Origin of the sequence: Microbacterium phyllosphaerae, from assembly GCF_017876435.1 — a bacterium.
Lineage (GTDB): Bacteria > Actinomycetota > Actinomycetes > Actinomycetales > Microbacteriaceae > Microbacterium > Microbacterium phyllosphaerae.
Genome location: NZ_JAGIOA010000001.1, coordinates 1,120,428 through 1,141,357 on the forward strand (window position 1 = coordinate 1,120,428; position 20,930 = coordinate 1,141,357).

At 70.7% G+C, this 20,930-nt stretch carries 18 protein-coding genes; 16 read left to right on the top strand and 2 right to left on the bottom strand.

Annotated elements, in window-relative coordinates; genetic code table 11:
• From JOF42_RS05285 to JOF42_RS05330, 10 genes are read left to right on the top strand one after another with little or no spacing between them, the layout of a single operon-like run.
• The gene (locus tag JOF42_RS05285; protein WP_210096905.1) at positions 1-972 is read left to right on the top strand and encodes an AAA family ATPase; all 972 of its coding nucleotides are present in this window, start codon (positions 1-3) and stop codon (positions 970-972) included.
• Positions 972-2,234 (top strand): DUF58 domain-containing protein, encoded by a 1,263-nt coding sequence (locus tag JOF42_RS05290; RefSeq protein WP_210096906.1) that lies wholly within the window; start codon positions 972-974, stop codon positions 2,232-2,234. The genes JOF42_RS05285 and JOF42_RS05290 overlap by 1 nt, the downstream gene beginning before the upstream one ends.
• On the top strand, positions 2,231-4,636 hold the full coding sequence (locus tag JOF42_RS05295; RefSeq protein WP_210096907.1) for a transglutaminase TgpA family protein: 2,406 nt from the start codon (positions 2,231-2,233) through the stop codon (positions 4,634-4,636). Before JOF42_RS05290 ends, JOF42_RS05295 begins: the two co-directional genes overlap by 4 nt.
• On the top strand, positions 4,633-6,243 hold the full coding sequence (locus tag JOF42_RS05300; RefSeq protein ID WP_210096908.1) for an RDD family protein: 1,611 nt from the start codon (positions 4,633-4,635) through the stop codon (positions 6,241-6,243). Before JOF42_RS05295 ends, JOF42_RS05300 begins: the two co-directional genes overlap by 4 nt.
• The gene (locus tag JOF42_RS05305) at positions 6,240-7,052 is read left to right on the top strand and encodes a PP2C family protein-serine/threonine phosphatase (protein ID WP_210096909.1); all 813 of its coding nucleotides are present in this window, start codon (positions 6,240-6,242) and stop codon (positions 7,050-7,052) included. Before JOF42_RS05300 ends, JOF42_RS05305 begins: the two co-directional genes overlap by 4 nt.
• A complete protein-coding gene (locus JOF42_RS05310) occupies positions 7,052-8,497 on the top strand; it encodes an FHA domain-containing protein (RefSeq protein WP_210096910.1) in 1,446 nt (481 codons plus the stop codon). Before JOF42_RS05305 ends, JOF42_RS05310 begins: the two co-directional genes overlap by 1 nt.
• Positions 8,494-10,197, top strand: coding sequence for a serine/threonine-protein kinase (locus tag JOF42_RS05315; RefSeq protein WP_210096911.1), 1,704 nt, complete (start codon positions 8,494-8,496; stop codon positions 10,195-10,197). The genes JOF42_RS05310 and JOF42_RS05315 overlap by 4 nt, the downstream gene beginning before the upstream one ends.
• Positions 10,194-10,937: a hypothetical protein gene (locus JOF42_RS05320; protein WP_210096912.1), complete on the top strand. Its 744-nt coding sequence runs from the start codon at positions 10,194-10,196 to the stop codon at positions 10,935-10,937. Before JOF42_RS05315 ends, JOF42_RS05320 begins: the two co-directional genes overlap by 4 nt.
• 39 nt (positions 10,938-10,976) lie before the next feature.
• On the top strand, positions 10,977-11,741 hold the full coding sequence (locus JOF42_RS05325; protein WP_210096913.1) for a hypothetical protein: 765 nt from the start codon (positions 10,977-10,979) through the stop codon (positions 11,739-11,741).
• A 10-nt stretch (positions 11,742-11,751) separates the two neighbouring features.
• Positions 11,752-12,111, top strand: a complete 360-nt coding sequence (locus JOF42_RS05330; RefSeq protein ID WP_210096914.1) for a hypothetical protein — start codon at positions 11,752-11,754, stop codon at positions 12,109-12,111.
• A 15-nt stretch (positions 12,112-12,126) separates the two neighbouring features.
• On the opposite strand, the gene JOF42_RS05335 is transcribed toward JOF42_RS05330, so the two are convergent.
• Entirely contained in the window at positions 12,127-12,840 is a 714-nt protein-coding gene (locus tag JOF42_RS05335; RefSeq protein ID WP_210096915.1) for a hypothetical protein, read from the bottom strand.
• A complete protein-coding gene (locus JOF42_RS05340) occupies positions 12,824-13,483 on the bottom strand; it encodes a hypothetical protein (RefSeq protein ID WP_210096916.1) in 660 nt (219 codons plus the stop codon). Before JOF42_RS05340 ends, JOF42_RS05335 begins: the two co-directional genes overlap by 17 nt.
• Before the next feature lie 74 nt (positions 13,484-13,557).
• Here JOF42_RS05340 and JOF42_RS05345 point away from each other — a divergent pair, with 74 nt between their 5' ends.
• From JOF42_RS05345 to JOF42_RS05370, 6 genes are all read left to right on the top strand, one after another.
• Positions 13,558-14,595, top strand: coding sequence for a hypothetical protein (locus tag JOF42_RS05345; protein WP_210096917.1), 1,038 nt, complete (start codon positions 13,558-13,560; stop codon positions 14,593-14,595).
• Entirely contained in the window at positions 14,592-18,929 is a 4,338-nt protein-coding gene (locus JOF42_RS05350) for a type VII secretion EssC family protein (protein ID WP_210096918.1), read from the top strand. Before JOF42_RS05345 ends, JOF42_RS05350 begins: the two co-directional genes overlap by 4 nt.
• A 94-nt stretch (positions 18,930-19,023) precedes the next feature.
• The gene (locus JOF42_RS05355) at positions 19,024-19,698 is read left to right on the top strand and encodes an FHA domain-containing protein (RefSeq protein WP_210096919.1); all 675 of its coding nucleotides are present in this window, start codon (positions 19,024-19,026) and stop codon (positions 19,696-19,698) included.
• A 111-nt stretch (positions 19,699-19,809) separates the two neighbouring features.
• On the top strand, positions 19,810-20,103 hold the full coding sequence (locus JOF42_RS05360) for a WXG100 family type VII secretion target (protein ID WP_060928559.1): 294 nt from the start codon (positions 19,810-19,812) through the stop codon (positions 20,101-20,103).
• A 48-nt stretch (positions 20,104-20,151) separates the two neighbouring features.
• Positions 20,152-20,601, top strand: coding sequence for a WXG100 family type VII secretion target (locus tag JOF42_RS05365; RefSeq protein ID WP_210096920.1), 450 nt, complete (start codon positions 20,152-20,154; stop codon positions 20,599-20,601).
• A complete protein-coding gene (locus JOF42_RS05370) occupies positions 20,598-20,927 on the top strand; it encodes a hypothetical protein (protein ID WP_210096921.1) in 330 nt (109 codons plus the stop codon). Before JOF42_RS05365 ends, JOF42_RS05370 begins: the two co-directional genes overlap by 4 nt.
• Positions 20,928-20,930: the final 3 nt, after the last annotated feature.

A 20,930-nucleotide genomic window follows, 5' to 3' on the forward strand; every position in this document is an offset into this window, starting at 1 on the left:
ATGAGCATGACCCCCGAACAGGCGGCCTGGTTCCAGGGCACCTTCACCCGCCTCGTCGACAACATCGACAGGGCCGTGCAGGGAAAGCGCGAGGTCGTCGGTCTCGTGCTGTCGGCGATGCTCGCCGAGGGACACGTGCTGCTCGAGGACGCCCCCGGCACGGGCAAGACCAGCCTCGCGAAGGCGCTCGCATCCACTGTGCAGGGCACCAGCACGCGCATCCAGTTCACGCCCGACCTGCTGCCGTCGGACGTCACGGGTGTCACGATCTACGACCAGCAGTCGCATCGCTTCGAGTTCCACAAGGGACCGATCTTCGCCTCGATCGTGCTCGCGGACGAGATCAACCGCGCCTCGCCGAAGACGCAGTCGGCTCTGCTCGAGGTCATGGAGGAGTCGCGGGTCACGGTCGACGGCGTCACGCACGAGGCCGGACGCCCGTTCCTCGTGATCGCGACCCAGAACCCGATCGAGCAGGCCGGAACCTACAAGCTCCCCGAGGCCCAGCTCGACCGCTTCCTCGTCAAGACGTCGATCGGCTACCCCGATCTGGCGGTCACGGAGAGCATCCTCGCCGGTGCCTCCGACCGCAACCCGTCGGCCGGACTCTCGGCGATCATCACCACGAGCGCCGTCGCCGACATGGCCGACCTCGGTGCGTCGGTGCACGTCGAGCCCGCTGTGCTCCGCTACGTCGCCGAGCTCGCCGAGGCGACCCGTGAGGACTCCGCGATCAGGCTCGGTGTCTCGGTGCGTGGCGCGATCGCGATGATCCGCATCGCCAAGGTCCGCGCCGCCTCGCAGGGCCGCCACTTCGTGCTCCCCGACGACATCAAGGCCCTCGCGCGGCCGGTGTGGCAGCACCGTCTGCTGCTCGACGCCGAGGCCGAGTTCGCGGGCACCTCGAGCGACACGGTCATCGCGCGGGTCCTCGAGAACGTCGCGGCACCGCAGGCCCGAGCAGCGGCCTGATGACCACGGAGGCATTGCCGGCTGCGACCGCGCCGATCGACCGCGACGCCGGCTGGCGTGACGTCGCGGCGGTCATCGGCGCGCGCATCCTGGTTCGCCTCCGCATGATCACCGCCGCCATCCGACCGCTGGCGTGGGTCCTCATGGCCCTCGCCGTCGGATTCTGGATCCTCGGTCAGATCGCCGGTTGGGCCGAGTTCACGATCGCCGCCGTGGTCATCGCCATCACCGTCGGTCTGTGCGCCCTCTTCCTGATCGGACGCACCGCCTACGACGTCTCGCTCGACCTCGCTCGCTCCCGCGTCGTCGTGGGCGAGCGGGCCGTCGGTGCGCTGACCCTCGCGAACCGCGGCGCCAGGGCGATCCTGCCCTCGCGCGTCGTGCTTCCCGTCGGCTCCGGCCGAGGAGAATTCGGCATCCAGCGCCTCGCGCCGGGGGAGGAGGCGGAGGAGCTCTTCGCGATCCCCACCCAGAAGCGCGGCGTCGTGAAGGTCGGGCCCGTGAGCGTCGTCCGCGGCGACCCGCTCGGTCTGTTCGAGCGCGCGCACCGGCGCGAAGATCCGGTCGACCTCTACGTGCACCCTCGCACGGTGCTGTTCGACGGGCAGTCGCTGGGCTACCTGCGTGACCTCGAGGGTCTGCCCGCCGCCGATCTGTCGCGCGACGACGTCTCGTTCCACGCGCTGCTCGAGTATCAGCCGGGCGACGACCTTCGCCACGTGCACTGGCGGTCCACGGCTCGCACCGGAACGATGATGGTGCGCCAGTACGAGGAGACCCGTCGCTCGCACTTCGTCATCGGACTCTCGCGGTCGACCGGCGACTATGCCACCGACGACGACTTCGAGCTCGCGATCTCGGCAGCCGGCTCCATCGGGCTCCGCGCGATCCGCGACTCCCAGCGCGTCGACGTGCGCGTGCAGGGGCGCGAGCTCGCCGCCGGCACCGGCAAGCAGCTGCTCGACTCGCTGTCCGCGGTCGAGAACTCGAAACCTCGCGACGGCGGCATCGACCACCTGGCGGGAGTGCTGGCCAGGACCATGCCGCTCGCCAGCGTCGTCGTGCTCGTCTGCGGGTCGAAGGTCAGCACCGACGACCTGCGACTCGCGTGCGCTCGTCTGCCCTATGGGGCCAAGGTGCTCGCGGTCGTCGCCGACCGCTCGGTGTCGGCTCCGGCGCTGCGCCGCATCGGCGACGCGGATGTCGTCACGATCGGCGCTCTCGAACAGGTTCCCCTCGCACTGCAGAAGGTGCTCGCATGACCCTCTTCACGACAGAGAAGGCCGGGCTGCCGCTGCGTCGGTGGATCCTCGACCTGACCGCGTCGGCTCTGCTGATCCTGGTGTCGATCGTGGGGTTCTGGCCGACCTTCGCCGGCCCGTCGTATCTGCCCGCCGCGATCGGCGCCCTGCTGCTCGGACTCGCCGTCGCCACGGTCGCGACCTGGCGTCGATGGGGCATCCTCATCGTCACGGGTCTGACGATCGGCGTCTACTTCGTCTTCGGCGGTGCGCTGGCGCTGCCCCACACCGCCATCCTCGGGGTCATCCCCACGCTCGACACTCTGCAGCGGCTCGCGGTCGGCACCGTGACGTCGTGGAAGCAGCTGCTCACGACGGTCGCTCCGGTGGCCGCGGCCGACGGGCATCTGCTCGTACCGTTCCTGCTCACCCTCGTGGTGACCGTGCTGACGGCATCCCTCGCACTTCGGCTGTCGCTCGTGGCGTGGGCTCTGCTTCCCGCCGGTGCGATGCTCGTCATGGTGATCGCTCTCGGCACCCCGGAGCCGGCTTTCCCCGTCGCCCAGGGACTCCTCTTCGCCGTGCTGGCGGTCGCGTGGCTGGCCCTTCGGCAGCTGTGGGCTCCGCAGAACGCCGCCGTCTCGGTGAGCGAGGTCGATCCGTCCCGCGCCTCGCACATGCGCATGAGGCGTCTGCTGGCGGGCGCCGCCGTGCTGGCGATCGCCGGGGGAGCGGGCGTCGTGTCGAGCGCCGTCGCCGCCCCGGAGCAGCCCCGCCACGTGTTCCGCGACGTGATCATCCCGCCGTTCAACATCCGCGACTACCCGAGCCCGCTGCAGGCGTTCCGCAAGAACGTGCGCGATGAGGCCTCCGACACTCTCTTCACGGTGAGCGGACTGCCCAAGGGGTCGCGCATGCGCATCGCCGTGATGGATCAGTTCGACGGCATGGTCTACAACGTCACGGACGGCGGAGTGGATTCGTCGAGCGCGTTCGGACCCATCCGCTCGAACATGTCTCCCGATGCCGAGGGCATCCCTGTGACGCTGAAGGTCGAGGTCGACGAGTATCGCGGTGTCTGGCTGCCCGATGCCGGCTCCGTCTCGGAGATCGACTTCACCGGGGATCGCGCGGAAGAGCTGCGCCGCACCGCGTACTACAACGGCGACACCGGCACGGCGGTCGTCACCTCGAAGCTCACCAAGGGTGACGCCTACACGGTCGACACCGTCATCCCGGCCGATCTCGACGACACCCAGCTCGCCGATGTGCAGTTCGGCAAGGTGCCGCTGCCGACTCAGAGCAACGTCCCGGAAGAGCTCACATCGCTCGCGTCGGAGACGGTCGCCGAGGCCGAGACTCCGATCGAACAGGTGCGAGCGCTCGAGACCTTCCTCGCCGACGGCGGCTTCTTCAGCCACGGGCTCGAGGGAGAGGTGCTGTCGCGTGCCGGGCACACCTCGGAGCGCATCTCGACGCTGATCGGCGGCGATCAGATGATCGGCGACGACGAGCAGTATGCGGTGGCGATGGCGCTGCTGGCCCGCGAGGTCGGCATCCCCGCCCGCGTGGTGATGGGCTTCTACCCCGATGAGGACAAAGAGGGCGAGGCGGTCTTCACCGCCACGGGCGGAGACGTGCACGCCTGGGTCGAGGTGAACTTCGAGGGGGTCGGCTGGCTCGAGTTCAATCCCACCCCGCCCGAAGACAAGGTGCCGAACGACCAGAACACCAAGCCCAGGGTCGACCCCAAGCCGCAGGTGCTGCAGCCGCCGCCCCCGCCGCAGGAGCCGGTCGATCTTCCCCCGACGCTGCCCGACGACCGCAAGGGCGACGACGAGACACTCAACATCCTCGGGATCATCGGCGCCATCCTCGCCATCGGCGGCATCTCGCTCGCGGTTCTCGCGGTGCTCGCGTCGCCGTTCATCGTGATCGGCGCGTGGAAGGCGGCGAAGCGTCGCACGCGTCGGCAGGCGGCTCGCACGGCCGATCGCATCAGCGGCGGATGGGATGAACTCGCCGACAGGGCGGTCGACTACGGCGCGAGGCTCGCCCCCGGCGGCACGCGTGTCGAGGAGGCGGCGACCGTGGCCGCGACGCTCACGCTGCCGCAGGTGACGACGCTCGCGCAGCGGGCGGATGCCGAGGTCTTCGGCCCCTCGGAGCCCACCACCGAAGACGTGGACGCCTTCTGGACGGAGGTCGACACGATCGTCGGCGGCCTCGGCAAGGAGGCCGGATTCTGGAAGCGCACCAAGGCGCGACTGAGCCTGAGGTCGCTGATGGGCGGGACCGCCGTGTCGGCCGGTCTGCAGAACCTCAGAGAGGCCGCGGTCGCGCGAGTGAGACGCGAACCTGGCACCATCAAGAGCAGCAACAGTACGACGACGTCCACCTCACCCGAGAGCGAGACACCATGACGCAGGTCCCGTTCGGCCAGATCGCGCCGATCTCCCGACGCGCGATCGGCTACCTGATCGACGCACTCATCGCCGGGGGTCTCGCCGTCGTGCTGACGATCCTGGTCGTGATCAGCGCGAACCTCACCGGATCCGTCGAGGGTGCCGTCGGCGTGCTCGCGATCGGGCTGCCCCTCGTCAGCCTCGTGCTGCTCGGATGGTTCGTGTTCTACACGTTCATGCAGGCCGGTGCGGGGTCGATCGGCATGCGGTCGCAGGGCCTCCGCCTCATCGCCGAAGACGGCAGCCCGCTCGGCTTCGGCCGCACTCTGCTGCGCAACGTGATCTTCGGACTCGCCGCGGGCATCGTCGTGGGGTACTTCACCCCGTTGTTCGACGGTTCCGGCCGCTTCCAGGGGTGGCACGACAAGGTCGCGAAGTCGCTGATGCTGGATGCTCGCGGCGCAGACGCTGCCGATCCGGCCCAGCCGATGCGCGCTGCCGGGGCGCAGGCTCCCGCACCCGTGCCCGGTTTCGCGGCGCCCGGAGTGCCGTTCGCCCCCGGGATGACTGAAGCCCCTCATGCTCCCGCCACGCAGGCCTTCACCGCGATTCCCGGGATCCCCGCGCCGCACTCGGCGCCGGCGACTCCGTTCGGCGCGCCCCCCGTTCCGCAGACACCGCCGTTCGGTGCGGACGCTCCCGTGATGCCCCATGCTCCGGCGCCTGCTGCCACGCCGGCATCCTGGCCCGCCGCGGCCCCGGGAGTGCCCGCTGTGCCGGGAGCTCCCGAAGCCCCGGTAGCCGCACCGGCCCATCCCGCACCTGCGTACGCCGCGCCCGACGCTGCCCCCGCCTATGCCGCACCGGCACCCGCCGCTCCCGCCGCTCCCGCCGCTCCGCCGGCACCTGCCGAGCAGGCGCCGCTCGCGACGACTCCGGCTGCGCCCGCGGACGACGACGGGCTCATCGCCTACGTCCCCGGCATCACGCTGGATGCCCCGCCTCACCGCAACGCTCCGGACGCGGCACCGACCGAGCAGCCCGCACCGACCGAGCAGCCCGCGCCGACGGAGCAGCCCGCGCCGGTCGAACCCGTCGCGCCCGCACAGTGGGCCGTGTCCGAGCGCCCGGCCGCCCCCGCGTTTCCCGTCGTGCCACCGGCGCCCGCGTTCACCGCCGCGCCGGCCGATGAACTCCCCGCACCGGCGACGGTGGCGCCCGATGCGGCCGCGTCCGCGGAGTCGACGCTGTCAGCCGACAGCGTCGACGACGACCTCGAGGAGACCCGCATCAGCATCCCGGGTCACCGTCTGGTGTTCACCTGGGACGACGGAACCCGCGTCACGGTCTCGCGCCGCACGGTCTTCGGCCGCAACCCCGCGCCGGAAGACGGAGCCATCATCGTGCCCGTGCGCGACGAGACGCTCTCCCTCTCGAAGACGCACTTCGAGGCCGCGGCCTCGACCTCGGGCGGCTGGGTGCTCGATCGGTTCTCGACCAACGGCATGACGCTCGTGCGCGAGGGGCAGCGCATCGCTTGCCCGGCCGGGCAGCGCGTGCCCGTCCGACTCGGCGACGCGATAGAGATCGGCGATCGCATCGTGACCATCGGCGGATACGCATGAGCGTCGCGCTGGCGGTCTCGACGGGTGCGGCGACGCACACGGGGCTGCGCCGAACCCTCAACGAAGATGCCTTCCTCGCCAGCGCGCCGATCTTCCTCGTCGCCGACGGCATGGGCGGCCACGAGGCGGGGGAGCGCGCCAGCGCCGCCGTCATCACCGAGTTCTCGCGTCACGTCGGGCAGCCGGCCCTCGCCCTCGACGAGGTGCGCGATGCCGTCGCCGTCGCGCGCGCAGAGGTCGAAGCGCTGTCGACGACGAGCAACGGCCGGGCGGGCACCACACTGAGCGGTGTCATCATCGCGACGGTCGACGGCATGGGGTACTGGCTCGTGCTGAACATCGGCGACTCGCGCGTCTACCGCCTCGAGGACGGCGACCTCGAACAGGTGAGTGTCGACCACTCGGTGGTGCAGGAGCTCATCGAGGCGGGCGAGCTGCGCCCGGAGGACGCGCAGACCGACCGTCGTCGCAACATCATCACCCGGGCCATCGGCGCGGGAAGCGACGGCGAGGTCGACTACTGGCTGTTCCCCGCCGAGATGGGCGACCGGATGCTGATCTGCTCGGACGGACTCTCGTCGGAACTCAGCGACGGCGCGATCCGCGAGATCCTGATGGTCGAGTCCGATCCCCAGCGCGCCGCGGACTTCCTCGTCTCGAGCGCGGTGCACGCCGGCGGACGCGACAACGTCACGGCTGTCGTGATCGATGCCGTCTCGGTCGCGTCGAGGCCAGGCACGCTCGTCGAGACCGATGAACCAGACATCGCGGACACGCGTCCGCGTGAAGCCGCAGGAGGAGTCCGCTGATGCGTGTGAACTATCGCCCCGGCACGTGGAACGCCCTGATCCGCGAGCACGCGCTGCTCGTGCTCCCGGCCACCGCCGATCCCGCACTGGTCGCCGATGCGTGGAACGGATTCGACGGCATCCGCGAACTCGGCCCGCTGGTCGACCTCCTGGCCGTGCGCTCCGGAGGCTCGCTGTCGTCGGTGCCCGACTTCGCGGCCGTCGTCGTCGACGGCGACGACGTGCGGGTCGCCGTCCGCGGAGTCCCCGAGATCATCGTCGAGACCGCCGACGGGCAGACGCGCATCACCGGTGCGGAGGTCACGACGTGGAGCGAACGTCTTGTTCGCGGCGCCACCCGCGTCGATGTGGTCCTCGAGAGCGCCGACGATGCGGAGCTGCCGATCCTCGGCGGCGTCGTGCGCGCCGCGACGGTCGCGATCGATCCGACGGCCGAGGCCTCCCTGTCCGCCATCGAGAGCGCGCCGGCGCGCACTCTCTCCCCGGAACCGATCCCGACGGCGGACGCGGCGCCCGCCCCGGCACCGGTGCCCGCACCGGGTGCGCCGGAGTCCGCTGAGGGCTCGGCGGATACCGATCTCGGCGCCGCCGCGGTGGCCCCCGTCGCGGTTCCCGCCGTGGTCGTGCCTCCCGCGCCCGTCGGCCTGCCCTCCGTCGGTGGCGTGCCACCGATCCCTCCCGTGCCTCCACTGGGTGTCGTGCCCCCGCCCGCCAGTACACCCTCGACCACCGACGCACCCGCGTCCACCGACGCACCCGCGACCACCGACGCACCCGCGTCCACCGGGACCACTCAGGACGAGATCGAGGACGAGCCGGATCTGTCCGACACTCTGCTGCCCGAACCCGACATCGCCGACACGGTGATGCCCGACGACGAGTCGAGCACGGATGACTCCGACGGAGCCGACGAGCTCGATGAGTTCGAGATGCTCTTCGGACAGACCATCCATCGCCCGACGTCGGAGTCCGCCGCCCCTGCGGATGCCGGTCTCGCCGGCGATCACGACGGAGCGACGATCTCGGCCGCCGAGGCTCGTGCGCTGCGCAGAGACGCACCCGTCTCGCCGGATGCACCGACCGAGGCGCTGCCCGTGGCGGCGGGCGGCGGGCGCATCCGCGTGTCCACAGGTCAGGTGGTGACACTCGATCGCACCGTCATCATCGGGCGGAGGCCGCGGTCGACGAGGGCGAGCGGTGCGAACCTGCCGCACCTGGTCGCCGTCGAGAGCCCGCAGCAGGACATCTCACGCAGCCACCTGGAGGTGCGCCCCGAGGGTGACACCGTCGTGGTCATCGATCTGCACACGACGAACGGCTCGACCCTGCTGCGTTCCGGAGCCGACCCTGTGCGTCTGCACCCGGGGGAGCAGACGATCGTGCTGTCGGGCGACGTGATCGACCTCGGCGACGGAGTCACCGTCGCATTCGAGGATCTCCCATGAGTCGTCGCCCGTCCCCGCCCCCCGAGCTGCCCGGATTCACGTATCTGGAGCCGCTCGGAACGGGTGGTTTCGCCGACGTCTTCCTGTACGAGCAGCAGATGCCGCGCAGGCGCGTGGCCGTGAAGGTGCTTCTCGCCGATCGCCTCACCAGCAGCGCCGCCCAGGAGTTCGCCGACGAGGCGAACGTGATGGCGATGCTCTCGACGCATCCGGCGATCGTGACGATCTACCAGGCCGGTGTCGCGGGTGACGACCGCCCGTATCTGGTGATGGAGTACTGCCCTCGGCCGAATCTGCAGCTGCGCGCCCGCAAGGAGCCGTTCTCGGTCGCCGAGGCGCTGCGCGTCGGCGTGCAGGTGGCGGGTGCCGTCGAGACGGCGCACCGCGCCGGTGTGCTGCACCGAGACATCAAGCCGGCGAACATCCTCGTCACCGAGTACAACCGACCGGCGCTGACCGACTTCGGCATCGCGTCGACGACGGGCGCGACGGGTGAGGCATCCGGCATGTCGATCCCGTGGTCGCCGCCCGAGTCGTTCGCGGATCCGCCCCAGAGCGGCCCCCGCACCGACGTGTGGGCACTGGGTGCGACCCTCTACACACTGCTCGCCGGCCGTTCGCCGTTCGAGCGACCGGGCGAGCGCAACTCGAGCGCCGACCTCATCGAGCGCATCGAACGGGCGGCTCTGCCGTCGCTCGCCCGCCCGGATTCGCCGGACAGCCTGCAGCGGCTCCTCGACCGGTCGATGGCCAAGAATCCCGATGATCGGTATCCGAGCGCGGTGGCGTTCGCGCGTGCGCTGCAGAAGGTGCAGATCGAGCTGTCGCACTCGGTGACGCCGATCGACATCGTCGACGACCATCCGCCGGCAGAGGATCTGGATGACGACGGCGACGGTCTCACCCGCGTCCGCGAGATCGTCAGCATCGACCCCGACGTCGCGTCGTTCACCCGTCCTTCCGCGGCCACGCAGCCGAAGGGGGCGCTGTTCCCGTCGCCCGACGTGCCGCGCTTCGACAGCCCCGACCCGGTCGACGAGGCCACGCAGCTGCGTGCTCCCGGTGCGCCCGCAGCCCCGGCGACTCCGGAGGACGACGATCGCACGATCGCACGCGGGCCGACGGTCGTGGTGCCGCACGCAGCCACACCGGGAGCATCCGCAGCGTCGCCGTCGTTCACGTCCCCGTCCGCGGCGCCGTCTCCGGCCGCGTCGCCGACGGCCGGATCGGCATCCGCACAGCCGCACGCGCAGCCGACGAGCGGAGCTGCGACCGACGAGAAGCCCCGCAGCCGCAAGGGGCGGACGATCGGTCTGATCGCCGCGGGGGTCGTGGTCGTCGTCGGCGCGATCGTCGGTCTGAACCTCATGGTCGCGAACCTGCCCACGCCGGAGCCGGTCGCGACGGGCGACGAGGTGGACCCGAAGGACATCGTCTCGGACGTGGTTCCGCAGGTCTCGGATCTCGAGGGCAGCCGCTCGGGCGACCAGGTCACGTTCACCTGGACGAACACCGACGAGCTCGAGGGCGACAGCTTCATCTGGGTGCCGGTCGATCTGAGCGGCGAGGGAGCTCCTTCGACGACGACCGACACCACAGTCACGATCGACGACGCCGCCTCGGGTGAGGTGTGCATCGACGTGGCGCTGCGTCGAGATGACGGGCGCGCGTCAGAACCGGTACGGGGGTGCGTGAAATGACGGGTACGGGCACGGAGGCGGGCGCAGGCACGGGGACGGTGACCGTCGAGTTCGCCGGCGAGTACTTCAGCGTCGAACCGGGCAGCCGGTTCACCGCCGGGCGCGAAGGCGATCTGGCGATCGACGACAACCTGTTCCTGCACCGGAACTTCCTCGAGATCGCCGAGTCGGCCGGTCTCTGGTGGCTGTCGAACATCGGCACGCGCCTCACGGCATCCGTCACCGATCGCACAGGCGGCGTGCAGGCATGGCTGTCTCCCGGGGCTCGCCTGCCTCTGGTCTTCGACGCGACGACGGTCGTCTTCAGCGCGGGGCCCACCACCTACGAACTCGTCGTGCACGCCACGCAGCCGGCGTTCCGTCCGACGCAGCGCGAGAGCGCCGGGGGAGACTCGACGATCGGCGACGTGCCGCTCACGCAGTCCCAGCGCCTGCTGATCCTCGCCCTCGCCGAGCCGCAGCTGCTGCGCGACGGCACCGGCATGAGCGAGATCCCCACGTCGGCGAAGGCCGCCGCCCGCCTCGGATGGACGGTCACCCGTTTCAACCGCAAGCTCGACAACGTGTGCGACAAGCTCGACCGCATCGGGGTGCCCGGTATGCGCGGGGGGCAGAGGTCGTTCGCGACGAACCGGCGCGCGCGGCTCGTGGAGTACACGATCGCCACGCGGCTCGTCACCCGCGAGGACCTCGCAGAGCTCGATCGACCGCAGGGCGCCGGAGAAGACGAGGATGCCTGATCGTCAGGTGCCCTGTCCCCGGATGACGGCGGATGCTCCGTGCACGAGCTGAGCGCCCTGGGACTCACCTCCGTGCAGGAGGACGAGTGGCGCGACTTCTTCGGCAGCGGCAGGGTGTTCGTCGCTCCTCTCGATCGCGCCGCGGTGCGACGGCGCCTGCGGGTCAACGCGGTCGTGATCGGTGTGGCGGGGGTCGTGCTGCTCTCGACCGTCGTGACGTTCTTCGCGGTGCTCTTCCTGCACATCGGCGGCCCGGTGACCGTGCTGCTGCTGGCGCTGCTCGCCATCGCGGCGATCGTCCTCCTCGTGCGCTTCGCGTTGCTGCGCCGGCGTCTGCGCGCGGGGCGTGCCTCGACCGATGACTTCCTCGTGGTGAGCGCGGAGGGGATCCGTCTCGCCGGGCATGTCGACCTGCCCTGGACCGCGGTGATCGGCGGGGTCGGCTTCGATGACCGCGGTGCGGCCGTGCCGCTGCTGCGCGGCCCCGCTGCCGCGATCGAGCGTTCCGCGGGGCGCGTGCAGTCCGAGTTCGTGCTCGGAGTGCGCGGGGTGCGCGCTCTGCGCGACGCAGCCCCGCACGACCTGCACGGGATCTTCGAGGTGATCGGCGCCCACGGCGGTATCCGGGTGCCGGTCGATACGATGGTCGCGGCCGAGAACGTCAGGGCCGCTCTCGCGGCGATCTGCATAGCCGGTGTGCGCAGCGGCGTCGACGTCGAGGTGACCTCCGACAGATCCACGATCTACGCCAGAACGCTCGCCCTGCTCGGGCCTGAGAAGCCTGCCCCGTCAGGGCAGGGATGAGAGGGAGATGATGGCCGATCTTCGTGCCAGCCGATGCGAACAGCTCGTCGACCCGGTGACGGCGCTGACCGTCGCCGTCGTGTCGTGCAATGAGCGCATCCCGCAGAGCTTCACCGACATCATCCGCGCGGCCGAGGACGTGCGGGCCATCGCCGAACTCGGTTCCGACGGGGTCGGCAGCAGCGACTACGTCGAGTGGGCGGCCGGCTCGCCGCGGACCCTCGACGCCCTGATCGAGGCGGCCGAGGCGAAGAACACGACGGGCGTGTGGGAGGCATTCTCGCACCCGCAGTACGGTCTGCACCGCGTCGCCGCGGCCTGCAACGGGCTGCCGCGCTGGGCGCCCCCGGAGGGCTCGGAATTCGTCTGATCCCCGGCGGGGTCCTCAGCAGCCCGCCGCGGAGTCGAGATCGGGGAGATCCACCGGATCGCCCCACCCCGAGAACTCCAGCTGCAGGCTGCCGGCGATGTCGGCGCGCGTGATCGACACGGGCAGTGCCGGACCCTGCGTCTGCACGCTCAGTGCGCCGAGAGTGCCGTCGGCGCCCATGATGAGATCGACCGCGTCGTCAGCCGGCGCACCGAGTGCCGAGGCATCGGACGTGTGCTCGGCGAGTGCCTGAAGCGGATGCAGCAGCGATCCCCAGCGCGTCAGAGCGGGGTCGTCGTCGGCGACGCAGGAGTACTCGTCGGGGGTGAGGCCGTCGCCCGCCGTGGCCTCGGAGGGTCGGATGTACGCCTGCCCGTCGCTGATCGCGACCGAGGTCGACTGCCCGTCGACCGTGAACTCGGCGACCGTCTCCTCGCTCGAGCCGTGTACGGAGACCGTCAGAACCCGCCCTGCGGTGTTCGTGAACGTGCCGGTCATGGTCACGGGTCCCGCCTCGCGGACCGCGCTGAGCACGGCCGACCTGGCGGTGGCGGCATCCAGCAGCACGATGCCGTTGCCGTCGGTCTCCTCGTCCCAGGCGCCCAGGTCGATGTGCGTCGGGCTGGGGGCGGGCTCGGGTGGCTGTGCGGCTCCTGACGAGCATCCGGTGAGCAGCAGGGCGGAGCCCAGGATGACGGCCGTCAGCCGCAGGTCACTCCGTCGAGGCATCGGTGACACACCCCGAGACGGCGCCCTGGGCGTCGAGCGTGGCACGGTCGAGCTTGACCTCGGCCTTCTCGTTGCCCTCGGCGGGGCGCACCACGATGCACGAGCCGTCGTCGACGATCGCGGCGGCCCGCGGCAGCCACGCCTCGGTGCCCGTGACCAGCTGCGACACGTCGAGCGTCGGACCCGAGGGGCCGTCGACGACGATCACCTGATACGGCACGTCGGGGCCCGACCAGTCGGCGCGCACCACGTTGTCGGTGACCTCGAGGGTGAGGTCGGTCGCCTTCGACGAGCCCGACAGGCCGCCGACGATCACGAAGACCACGAAGGCGATGAGGGCGAGAACGGTCGTGCCGATGGAGATCAGGAAGGCGGGATGCCGCCACAGCGGGCGCTGCTTCTCGGGAGCCTCCTCGAGCTCCGGCAGCACGTCGCCGGAGGTCTCGAGCGTGCGGATGGAGCCGGGCGCGACCTGCATGCTCGGGCGAGGCGAGTCCCAGCCGAGCTGGCCGTCGAGGGCTGCGGGTGCGGCTGTGCGGGCGGAGGTCCAGGGCACGGGCGCGGCCGTGATCATGCCGTTCGCCGGTCGCTCGCCGACCGACGCAGCGTTCTGCTGCCGGCGTGTGCGCGGGATGTCGCTCATCGATCTGTGCAGATTCTCCGTCGTGGTCGGGCGCGTCTATCCTAGTCATGGCCCGCCGCCGATCCTGGAGTCTCATGACCTCGACGCACCGACGCCGGCGACGAGCTCTCGCTCTCGTCGCACTGCTGGGTGCCCTCACGGTGTGGCCCGCGATCTCGTCCGCGGCCGCCGACACCGCGACCGAGGCAGCCGCACCGCCCCAGGGCGGGGCCGTGGAGGTCTCGTACTCCGACGTGACCGAGATCCGCCCCGGCGAGGGATGGCTGATCGACTGCTCGGGCGTCGGAGATCTCGACGGCATCCAGGTCAGCTGCGCCGACGACTCCGTGACGCTCGTGTCGGCCGGCTTCGACACCGAGCTCGGGGAGCAGACGCTCACCGTGCCTCAGGTCTCGGGATCCACGACCATCTCGGTCGCCTATCGAATACGGCTCGAGCTCCCGCCGATCCCCGAGATCGCCCTCGGGCGCCTCGACCTTCCGATCGTCGTCGGAGAGCAGACCCTCGTGCCTCTCTCAGCCCTCGGCATCACGTGCGCGGTCTGCACGACCGACGGGGGAGCGAGCATCCGCGTCGACACCCTCCCCGCCGGAGTCTCCGCCGGGGTCAGCGAGACGCATCTCGCGCTCCGAGGGGAAAACTCCGGTGACGCGATCGTTCCGCTCACGATCACCGATGATGCGGGGCAGGCCGTCTCGGTCGAGCTCACCGTGACGTTCGTCACCGCTCCCGCGCCGACCCTCGGTGCGCTGCACGTCACCGGAGACGCCGAGAAGCTCGACATCTCCGATCTGATCTGGGGCGGCGATGCCACGGTCGTCTGCAGCTCACCCCAGTCCATCGGTCTGCGGTGCACCGAAGACGGCGCCGTCGAACGCACAGGCAAAGGTCCGGCACAGCTGTTCTTCCGCGCCGTCGACGATGACGGCCGTCTCACCTGGGGCAGCATCACCGATGACGCCGACGCGGATGTCACCGAGCTCGTCGCTCCCTCGTGGGAGAGTGAAGCGCCGCTGTCTCTCGTCTCGGCCCCCGTCGACGAGCAGCAGGCCGACGACGCAGTTCCGCTCGCCGGCCTGGCCCGGCTTCTGGAAGGGATACCCGCATCATGAGCCTTCGGCTGACCGTCGCCGACCGCCCCGGCGCACCCCAACCCGAATCCTGGATCGTCAAGGTCGATGAGGCCACCACGATCTCCGAGATCGGCGAGTCGCTCGACGTCCCCGCCGACGAGCTCGCGCCGGGCACCGACCCGGCGTCGGCCTTCACCGTCTCCGGCATCCGCAGCGGTGTCGTCGTGCCCTCCCGTCATCCCGTGGTGCTCGAGCCCGGCGCACTGCGTCTCGAGTTCGTCGCGGGCCCGTTCGCCGGCGAGTCCGTGCCGATGACCCCCGGCGTCGCGACGACCATCGGTCGCGGGTCGACCGCCTCTGTGCGCGTCGCGGACCCCCACCTCAGCGAGGAGCACGCGACGATCACCGTCTCGGGCGGCATCGCCGACGACGGGTCGCTGCTGCCCCTGACCGCGCACGTCGAGCTGACCTCTCCCGAGGCGGAGCTCGTCGTCAACGGCACGACCGACGCCCGGTCCGCCGACATCGTCCCTGCCGACCTGATCCAGCTCGGCAGCAGTGTGATCCGGATCGGTGCGGCACCGGCATCCGACGCCGACATCACGATCGACGAGGTCGGCGCCCGCGCGTTCAACCGCCCGTCGCGCATCCGTCCGTCGCAGATCCCGCCCGTGATCACTCTCCCCGGCGACAAGCCGGAGGAGCAGGATGCGTCTCCGCTGCCCTGGCTCTCGGCGATCGTGCCCGTGGTCCTCGGCATCACCCTCGCCTTCGTCTTCCAGCGGCCGATCATGCTGCTGATGGCCGCCGCTTCGCCCGTCATGGTGATCGGCTCGTTCTTCGCGAACAAGAAGCTCGCCCGTCGCAAGGGCGAGCGCAGCGAGGCCGACTGGATCGAAGAGATCGACTCGGCGCGCAAGCGCATCGCGGTGCATGTGCGTCAGCAGCGGCTGACGAGCTGGTACCACCACCTCGACCCGGTGTACATCCGCGATGTGGTCACGCGTCCGCTCTCGCGTCTGTGGGAGCGGCGCCGGGGTGAAGAGGATGCTCTGCGCGCGCGCGTCGGCGTCGCCGACGTACCGCTGGAGGTGCGCTTCGAAGGCGGGCCCCAGAAGGAACGACGAGACGACAGGCGGGTCGGCGTCTCACCCTCACCCGTGGCGGTCGATCTCGCCTCCGGTCCCGTCGGCGTCGCAGGTCCGTCGGATGTGGCGACCGGCGTCGTGCGCGCCATGCTCACCGCGCTCGTCTCGCTGCGCTCGCCGCGCGACCTCCAGGTGGCCGTGCTCTGCGATCGCGACCAGGAGCACGCCTGGTCGTGGGTGCAGTGGCTCCCGCATGCACAGCCGGGCATCGGCCCCGTCGCCCTCATCGGCAACACCGACCTGACCCGCCGCGAGCGCATCCGCGAGATCGGATCCCTGCTCGACATCCGCATGCGGATCGGCAAGGACCGCCGACTCGACTCCGAGTCGCAGATCGTCCTCGTCGTCGACGGTGCTCGTCGATACCGGATGCTGCCGGGCATGGTGACGATCCTCGAGCAGGGCGCCGCGTACGGCATCCACGTGATCGCGATCGACTCCGACCGCTCCCGTCTGCCCGAAGAGGCGACGACGGTCGTCGTGGCCGACCCGGGCGACCCGTTGCTGGGCCGTGTGGAGTCCGGCGACGCCTACCACTCGCCCGTGCTGCTCGACCAGGTGAGCGTCGGCTACGCCGAGGAGATCTCCCGCGCGCTGTGCTCGATCGAACACGTGCGCGGTGTCGGCGACGATGCGACGGTGCCCAGCAGCGTGCGCTACACCGAGCTGCTCGGCATCGATCTGACCGATCCGCAGCCGATCATCGATCAGTGGCAGGTCGTTCCGCGGCAGTCGTACGTCGTCATCGGCGCCGGCGCCGAGGGCGAGTACGCGATCGACATCGCGACCGACGGTCCGCACGCGCTCGTCGCCGGAACAACGGGTTCGGGAAAGTCGGAGTTCCTGCAGGCGCTGGTGATCTCGCTCGCTCTGGCCAACCGGCCGGACGCCCTGAACTTCGTGCTCATCGACTACAAGGGCGGATCCGCCTTCGCCGACTGCGCCCGTCTGCCGCACACGGTCGGCATGGTGACGAACCTCGACGCCCGCGAGACCGAGCGTGCACTCGCCTCGCTCGACGCCGAGCTCAAGCGCCGCGAGCGGGTGCTCCGCGACGAGATCGGCGCGAAAGACGTCGACGCCGCGTGGGAGAAGGATGCTGAGGCCGCAGCACGCCTCGGCCTCGCCCGTCTGATGATCGTGGTCGACGAGTTCGCCGAGCTGAAGACCGAGCTGCCCGACTTCATCAACGGTCTCGTGCGCATCGCCCGTGTCGGGCGGTCGCTCGGGGTCAACCTCGTGCTCGCCACGCAGCGCCCCTCGGGCGTCATCACGCCCGAGATGCAGTCGAACATCAACCTGCGCATCGCGCTGCGTGTGACCGACCGCGCCGATTCGACCGACATCATCGGCGTCCCCGACGCCGCACTGATCTCGGCGGCCACCCCCGGCCGCGGCTACGTGCGCGCGGGCCTCGACGCCGCGCCCGCACCGTTCCAGACCGCCCGTGTGGCGGGGCTCCGCATCGGGCACCAGCGCACGACGCGCGTGCTGCCGCCCGCCGCGCGCTTCGACTGGCAGACCGTGGGCCTGCCGCCCCGGTTCCCCGCCGCAGAGACGCAGTCGCACCGCCCGGATCAGGACGACACCGACCTGCGCGGTCTCGTGCAGCTCGCCGGTCAGGCGGCGGCCGCCCTCGGCATCGAACGCAGCCCGTCGCCGTGGCTGCTGCCGCTGCCGGATCTGCTTCCGCTCGATCGCTTCGACGAGTCGTCGGCCCCCGACGGCGGGCTCGTGCTCGGCCTCGTCGACGTGCCCTCGAAGCAGAACCAGCGCCCGCTCGTCTGGAACGCGCTCACCGGCTCGCACCTGCTCTTCTTCGGCGGCAGCCGATCCGGGCGCACGACCGCGGTGCGCACGCTCCTCGCGCAGGCCGTGCAGCGGTTCACCCCCGCAGACCTGCACATCTACGCGGTCGACTACGGCACCGGAGCGTTGCTGCCGTTCGCCGACGCCCCGCACACGGGTGCGGTGATCACGCCGCAGGACGCCGGTCGTCTGCCACGACTGCTCGATCGCCTCGGCATGGACCTCTCGCGTCGACAGGCGCTGCTCGCCCGCGCGGGCGTCGGCAGCATCGGAGAGCAGCGGAGGCAGGCGGATGCTCGTGACGCGCTGCCCTACAACATCGTCGTCATCGACGGCTGGGAGCGCCTCGGTGCCTCGATGAGCGCCGATGACATGGTGCTCGTGCGAGACCAGGTCATGCGCCTGCTCCGCGAGGGACCGGCCGTCGGCCTGCGTCTGATCCTCACCGCCGATCGCTCGATCTCGGCGGACAAGGTCTCGACGTTCATCGACACCCAGTACGCGCTGCGGATGCGCGACATCAACGACTACCGCGGCGCGGGAATCATGATCCGCGACATCGCGCCGAACATGCCCCCGGGGCGTGCGCTCTTCGGCTCGGAGGGCACCGAGGCCCAGTTCGCCGTGCTCTCGGCCGACCCGAGCGGTGAAGGGCAGACGGCCGCAGCCCGAGGCATCGTCGAGTACGTCAGGGGACACTTCGGGCAGTTCCCGCAGCTCTCGGAGCTGCCGCAGCCCATGCGTGTCGACCCGCTGCCCTCGCGCATCGGCCTCAGCGTGGTGCACTCGCTGCCGGTCATGGGAGGCACCGCGTCCGAGACACCCGTCGTCGCGGTCGGCGGCGATCAGCTCTCACGGGTGACCATCGACTGGCCCGGCATCGGCGGGTTCGTCGTCGCCGGCGATCGGCGCAGCGGCAAGACGCACACGCTCGCCGCGATCGCGCATCAGCTCGGCTGGCACAAGACCCCGATGGTCGTCGTCGCCCGCGACGGGTCGATCCTCGCCGAGGTGGCGAAGAGCCACGGCGTGACGGTGCTGTCGCCGCGCACCCCGGATGAGGAGATCACCGAGGCCCTCGCGCCCGCCGACCAGCCCCTCACGGTCGTGGTCGACGACAGCGAGTCGATCAGGGACACGTCGCTCGACCGCGCGCTGGGCGCTGCGCGCTCGCACGCGCGCTTCATCGTCGGAGTCGGCGCCGAGTCGGCGGGTTCGTCGCTCACGATCGCGTTGACCGAGGCCAAGAAGGGCCGCGCCGGCATCCTGCTCTCGCCGCCGTCGACGATCGTGGGCACCCAGGTTTTCGGCGTGCAGCTCGCTCGCACGCATGTCGGTCGTGCGGCACCGGGCAGCGGTGTGTTCTTCAGTGACGGGTCGTACATGCCGGTGCAGGTTCCCGACCTGACCGCCTGAGGATCCCGGGTCCGGCAGGCGGGATAGACTGACGCGGGCGCTGTGGCGGCGATCGCGGCTGCCACAAGACCACAACGGGGGAGAGAGAAAGTCGATGAGCACTCAGTGCCGGTTCTGCGGCGAGGCCGTGCGACCGGACAGCATGTTCTGCCCGTCGTGCGGACAGCTCATCGGCATGGCCGGCAACGCGGTTCCTCCGTTCCCCGGGGGCGCGAAGCCCTCGTCCTCCGCCGCACCCGTCGCGCAGCGGCCCAGCGAGCCGCTCGCTCCCGTGCCACTGCCCGCGCCGCTGGCAGCCGACGCTCCGCAGCCGGCTCCCGCTCCGCAGTCGGCTCCGGCACCCACGCCCGTCGCTGAGCCTCAGGCGGCACCGGCGCGGCCCGCGGACGCGCAGCCCGCGGTTGCGCAGCAGGTGGAGGCGCCGCAGGTGGAGGTTCCTGCTCCGGCGCTCGCCTCGACCGTGACGCTGCCCGACGGTCAGCGCCTCGGCCTCGATCAGATCCTCGTCTTCGGACGCTCTCCCGAGCGCGGAGCGGCGGCGTACCAGGGCGTCCCCATCCGTCTCGACGACCCGGCCCGCGCCATGTCGCGCGTGCACCTGGTGCTGGCGCCCGCATCCGGCGCCGTGATCGCGACCGACCCCGGCTCGGCGAACGGCACACTCCTCGAGCGTGAGGGCGTCCAGTACGGGCTCGTGGCCGGCACGCCCACTGCGCTGGTCCCCGGCGATCGACTGCTGCTCGGAGACGCCGTCCTGCTCGTCGCCTGACCCCGCGGGAGGCCCATGGGGAGTTCTCCCCATCGGCTCAGGACACCCTCGTGTGTTACGAATGTACCCGGACCAATTCCGCGGCATCGCCGCACAAGCAGGGGGTATGACATGGCTGAGATCAAGGTAACTTCCGAGTCGCTCGCAGGCGTCGCGAACCAGCTCGCATCCGGTGCGACGTCGATCGAGTCGCAGCTCGGAAACCTCAAGTCGCTCGTTCAGGGCCTCATCGCCGGCGACTGGGGCGGATCCGCTTCGCAGACGTTCAACGAGCTCTACGAGCAGTGGGACGCGGCGGGCATCCAGCTCAAGGAGTCGCTGAACGGCATCAGCGACCAGCTCTCGAAGGCCGCACTCGCCTACGAGGAGTCCGAGAACAACATCGGCAACAGCTTCCGTTCGTAAGTCCATCGGCCCGGTGCGCCGGGTCTGCTGATGTGAGGGGGGTGCCTCGTGGTGCAGTTCCATGTGTCCACACCGGCGCTGGGGTTCTCGGCGTCGTCCATGACCGGAGCGGTCGCGCAGTTCGACGCGCAGCTCGCACAGGTCACGGCCGCGGTCAACGCGGTCGTCGGGTCGACCTGGACGGGGAGCGCAGCTGACGCGTTCCTCGCGGAGTGGACGGAGTTCCTCAACAGCGCGGGGGTGACCCGCGAGGCGCTGATGAGCATCGCGGTGCGCCTGCAGAGCGGGCAGAGCACCTACGACGGCAACGAGGCCCAGCTGACGGCCGCCTCGCGGTCGTCGAACGTCAACATCCGCATGCCCGGCAGTGGCGGCGGAGGCAGCGGCGGCGCCCCTCAGGCGTCTGCCGCGACGGCATCCTTCACCACCGAGAACGTGCAGGCCATGCCTGCCGATGTGACCATCGACGCCAGCGTCACCAGGGGAGACAGCGCATGAGCGGCCTGCACACGTACGAGACGGCTGACATCCGCGGACTCGAGTCCGCACTGAAGCAGCTGCACGGCTACTGCACCGAACTGCAGACGCATGCGGCCGGGGCGACCGGCGCGGTGAGCGCGCAGTGGAGCGGTATCGCGAACACCGAGTTCGTGAACTGCGTGCAGACCTGGCAGGTCGGCGCCTCTCTGCTCACCTCCTACGCCGAGTACCTCGCCACCTGGGCCGGTGAAGCCGCCACGCAGTACGAGACGGCGCAGTCGTCGGTCGGCAGCATGTGGGGCGGCGGTGGCGCCGGTGGCGGCGGCGGACCTGTGGCGGTGTGATCC

Coding starts and splice junctions, on each gene's coding strand:
- JOF42_RS05285 (WP_210096905.1), top strand. CDS start 1: ATGAGCATGACCCCCGAACAGGCGGCCTGGTTCCAGGGCACCTTCACC.
- JOF42_RS05290 (WP_210096906.1), top strand. CDS start 972: ATGACCACGGAGGCATTGCCGGCTGCGACCGCGCCGATCGACCGCGAC.
- JOF42_RS05295 (WP_210096907.1), top strand. CDS start 2,231: ATGACCCTCTTCACGACAGAGAAGGCCGGGCTGCCGCTGCGTCGGTGG.
- JOF42_RS05300 (WP_210096908.1), top strand. CDS start 4,633: ATGACGCAGGTCCCGTTCGGCCAGATCGCGCCGATCTCCCGACGCGCG.
- JOF42_RS05305 (WP_210096909.1), top strand. CDS start 6,240: ATGAGCGTCGCGCTGGCGGTCTCGACGGGTGCGGCGACGCACACGGGG.
- JOF42_RS05310 (WP_210096910.1), top strand. CDS start 7,052: ATGCGTGTGAACTATCGCCCCGGCACGTGGAACGCCCTGATCCGCGAG.
- JOF42_RS05315 (WP_210096911.1), top strand. CDS start 8,494: ATGAGTCGTCGCCCGTCCCCGCCCCCCGAGCTGCCCGGATTCACGTAT.
- JOF42_RS05320 (WP_210096912.1), top strand. CDS start 10,194: ATGACGGGTACGGGCACGGAGGCGGGCGCAGGCACGGGGACGGTGACC.
- JOF42_RS05330 (WP_210096914.1), top strand. CDS start 11,752: ATGGCCGATCTTCGTGCCAGCCGATGCGAACAGCTCGTCGACCCGGTG.
- JOF42_RS05335 (WP_210096915.1), bottom strand. CDS start 12,840: ATGCCTCGACGGAGTGACCTGCGGCTGACGGCCGTCATCCTGGGCTCC.
- JOF42_RS05340 (WP_210096916.1), bottom strand. CDS start 13,483: ATGAGCGACATCCCGCGCACACGCCGGCAGCAGAACGCTGCGTCGGTC.
- JOF42_RS05345 (WP_210096917.1), top strand. CDS start 13,558: ATGACCTCGACGCACCGACGCCGGCGACGAGCTCTCGCTCTCGTCGCA.
- JOF42_RS05350 (WP_210096918.1), top strand. CDS start 14,592: ATGAGCCTTCGGCTGACCGTCGCCGACCGCCCCGGCGCACCCCAACCC.
- JOF42_RS05355 (WP_210096919.1), top strand. CDS start 19,024: ATGAGCACTCAGTGCCGGTTCTGCGGCGAGGCCGTGCGACCGGACAGC.
- JOF42_RS05360 (WP_060928559.1), top strand. CDS start 19,810: ATGGCTGAGATCAAGGTAACTTCCGAGTCGCTCGCAGGCGTCGCGAAC.
- JOF42_RS05370 (WP_210096921.1), top strand. CDS start 20,598: ATGAGCGGCCTGCACACGTACGAGACGGCTGACATCCGCGGACTCGAG.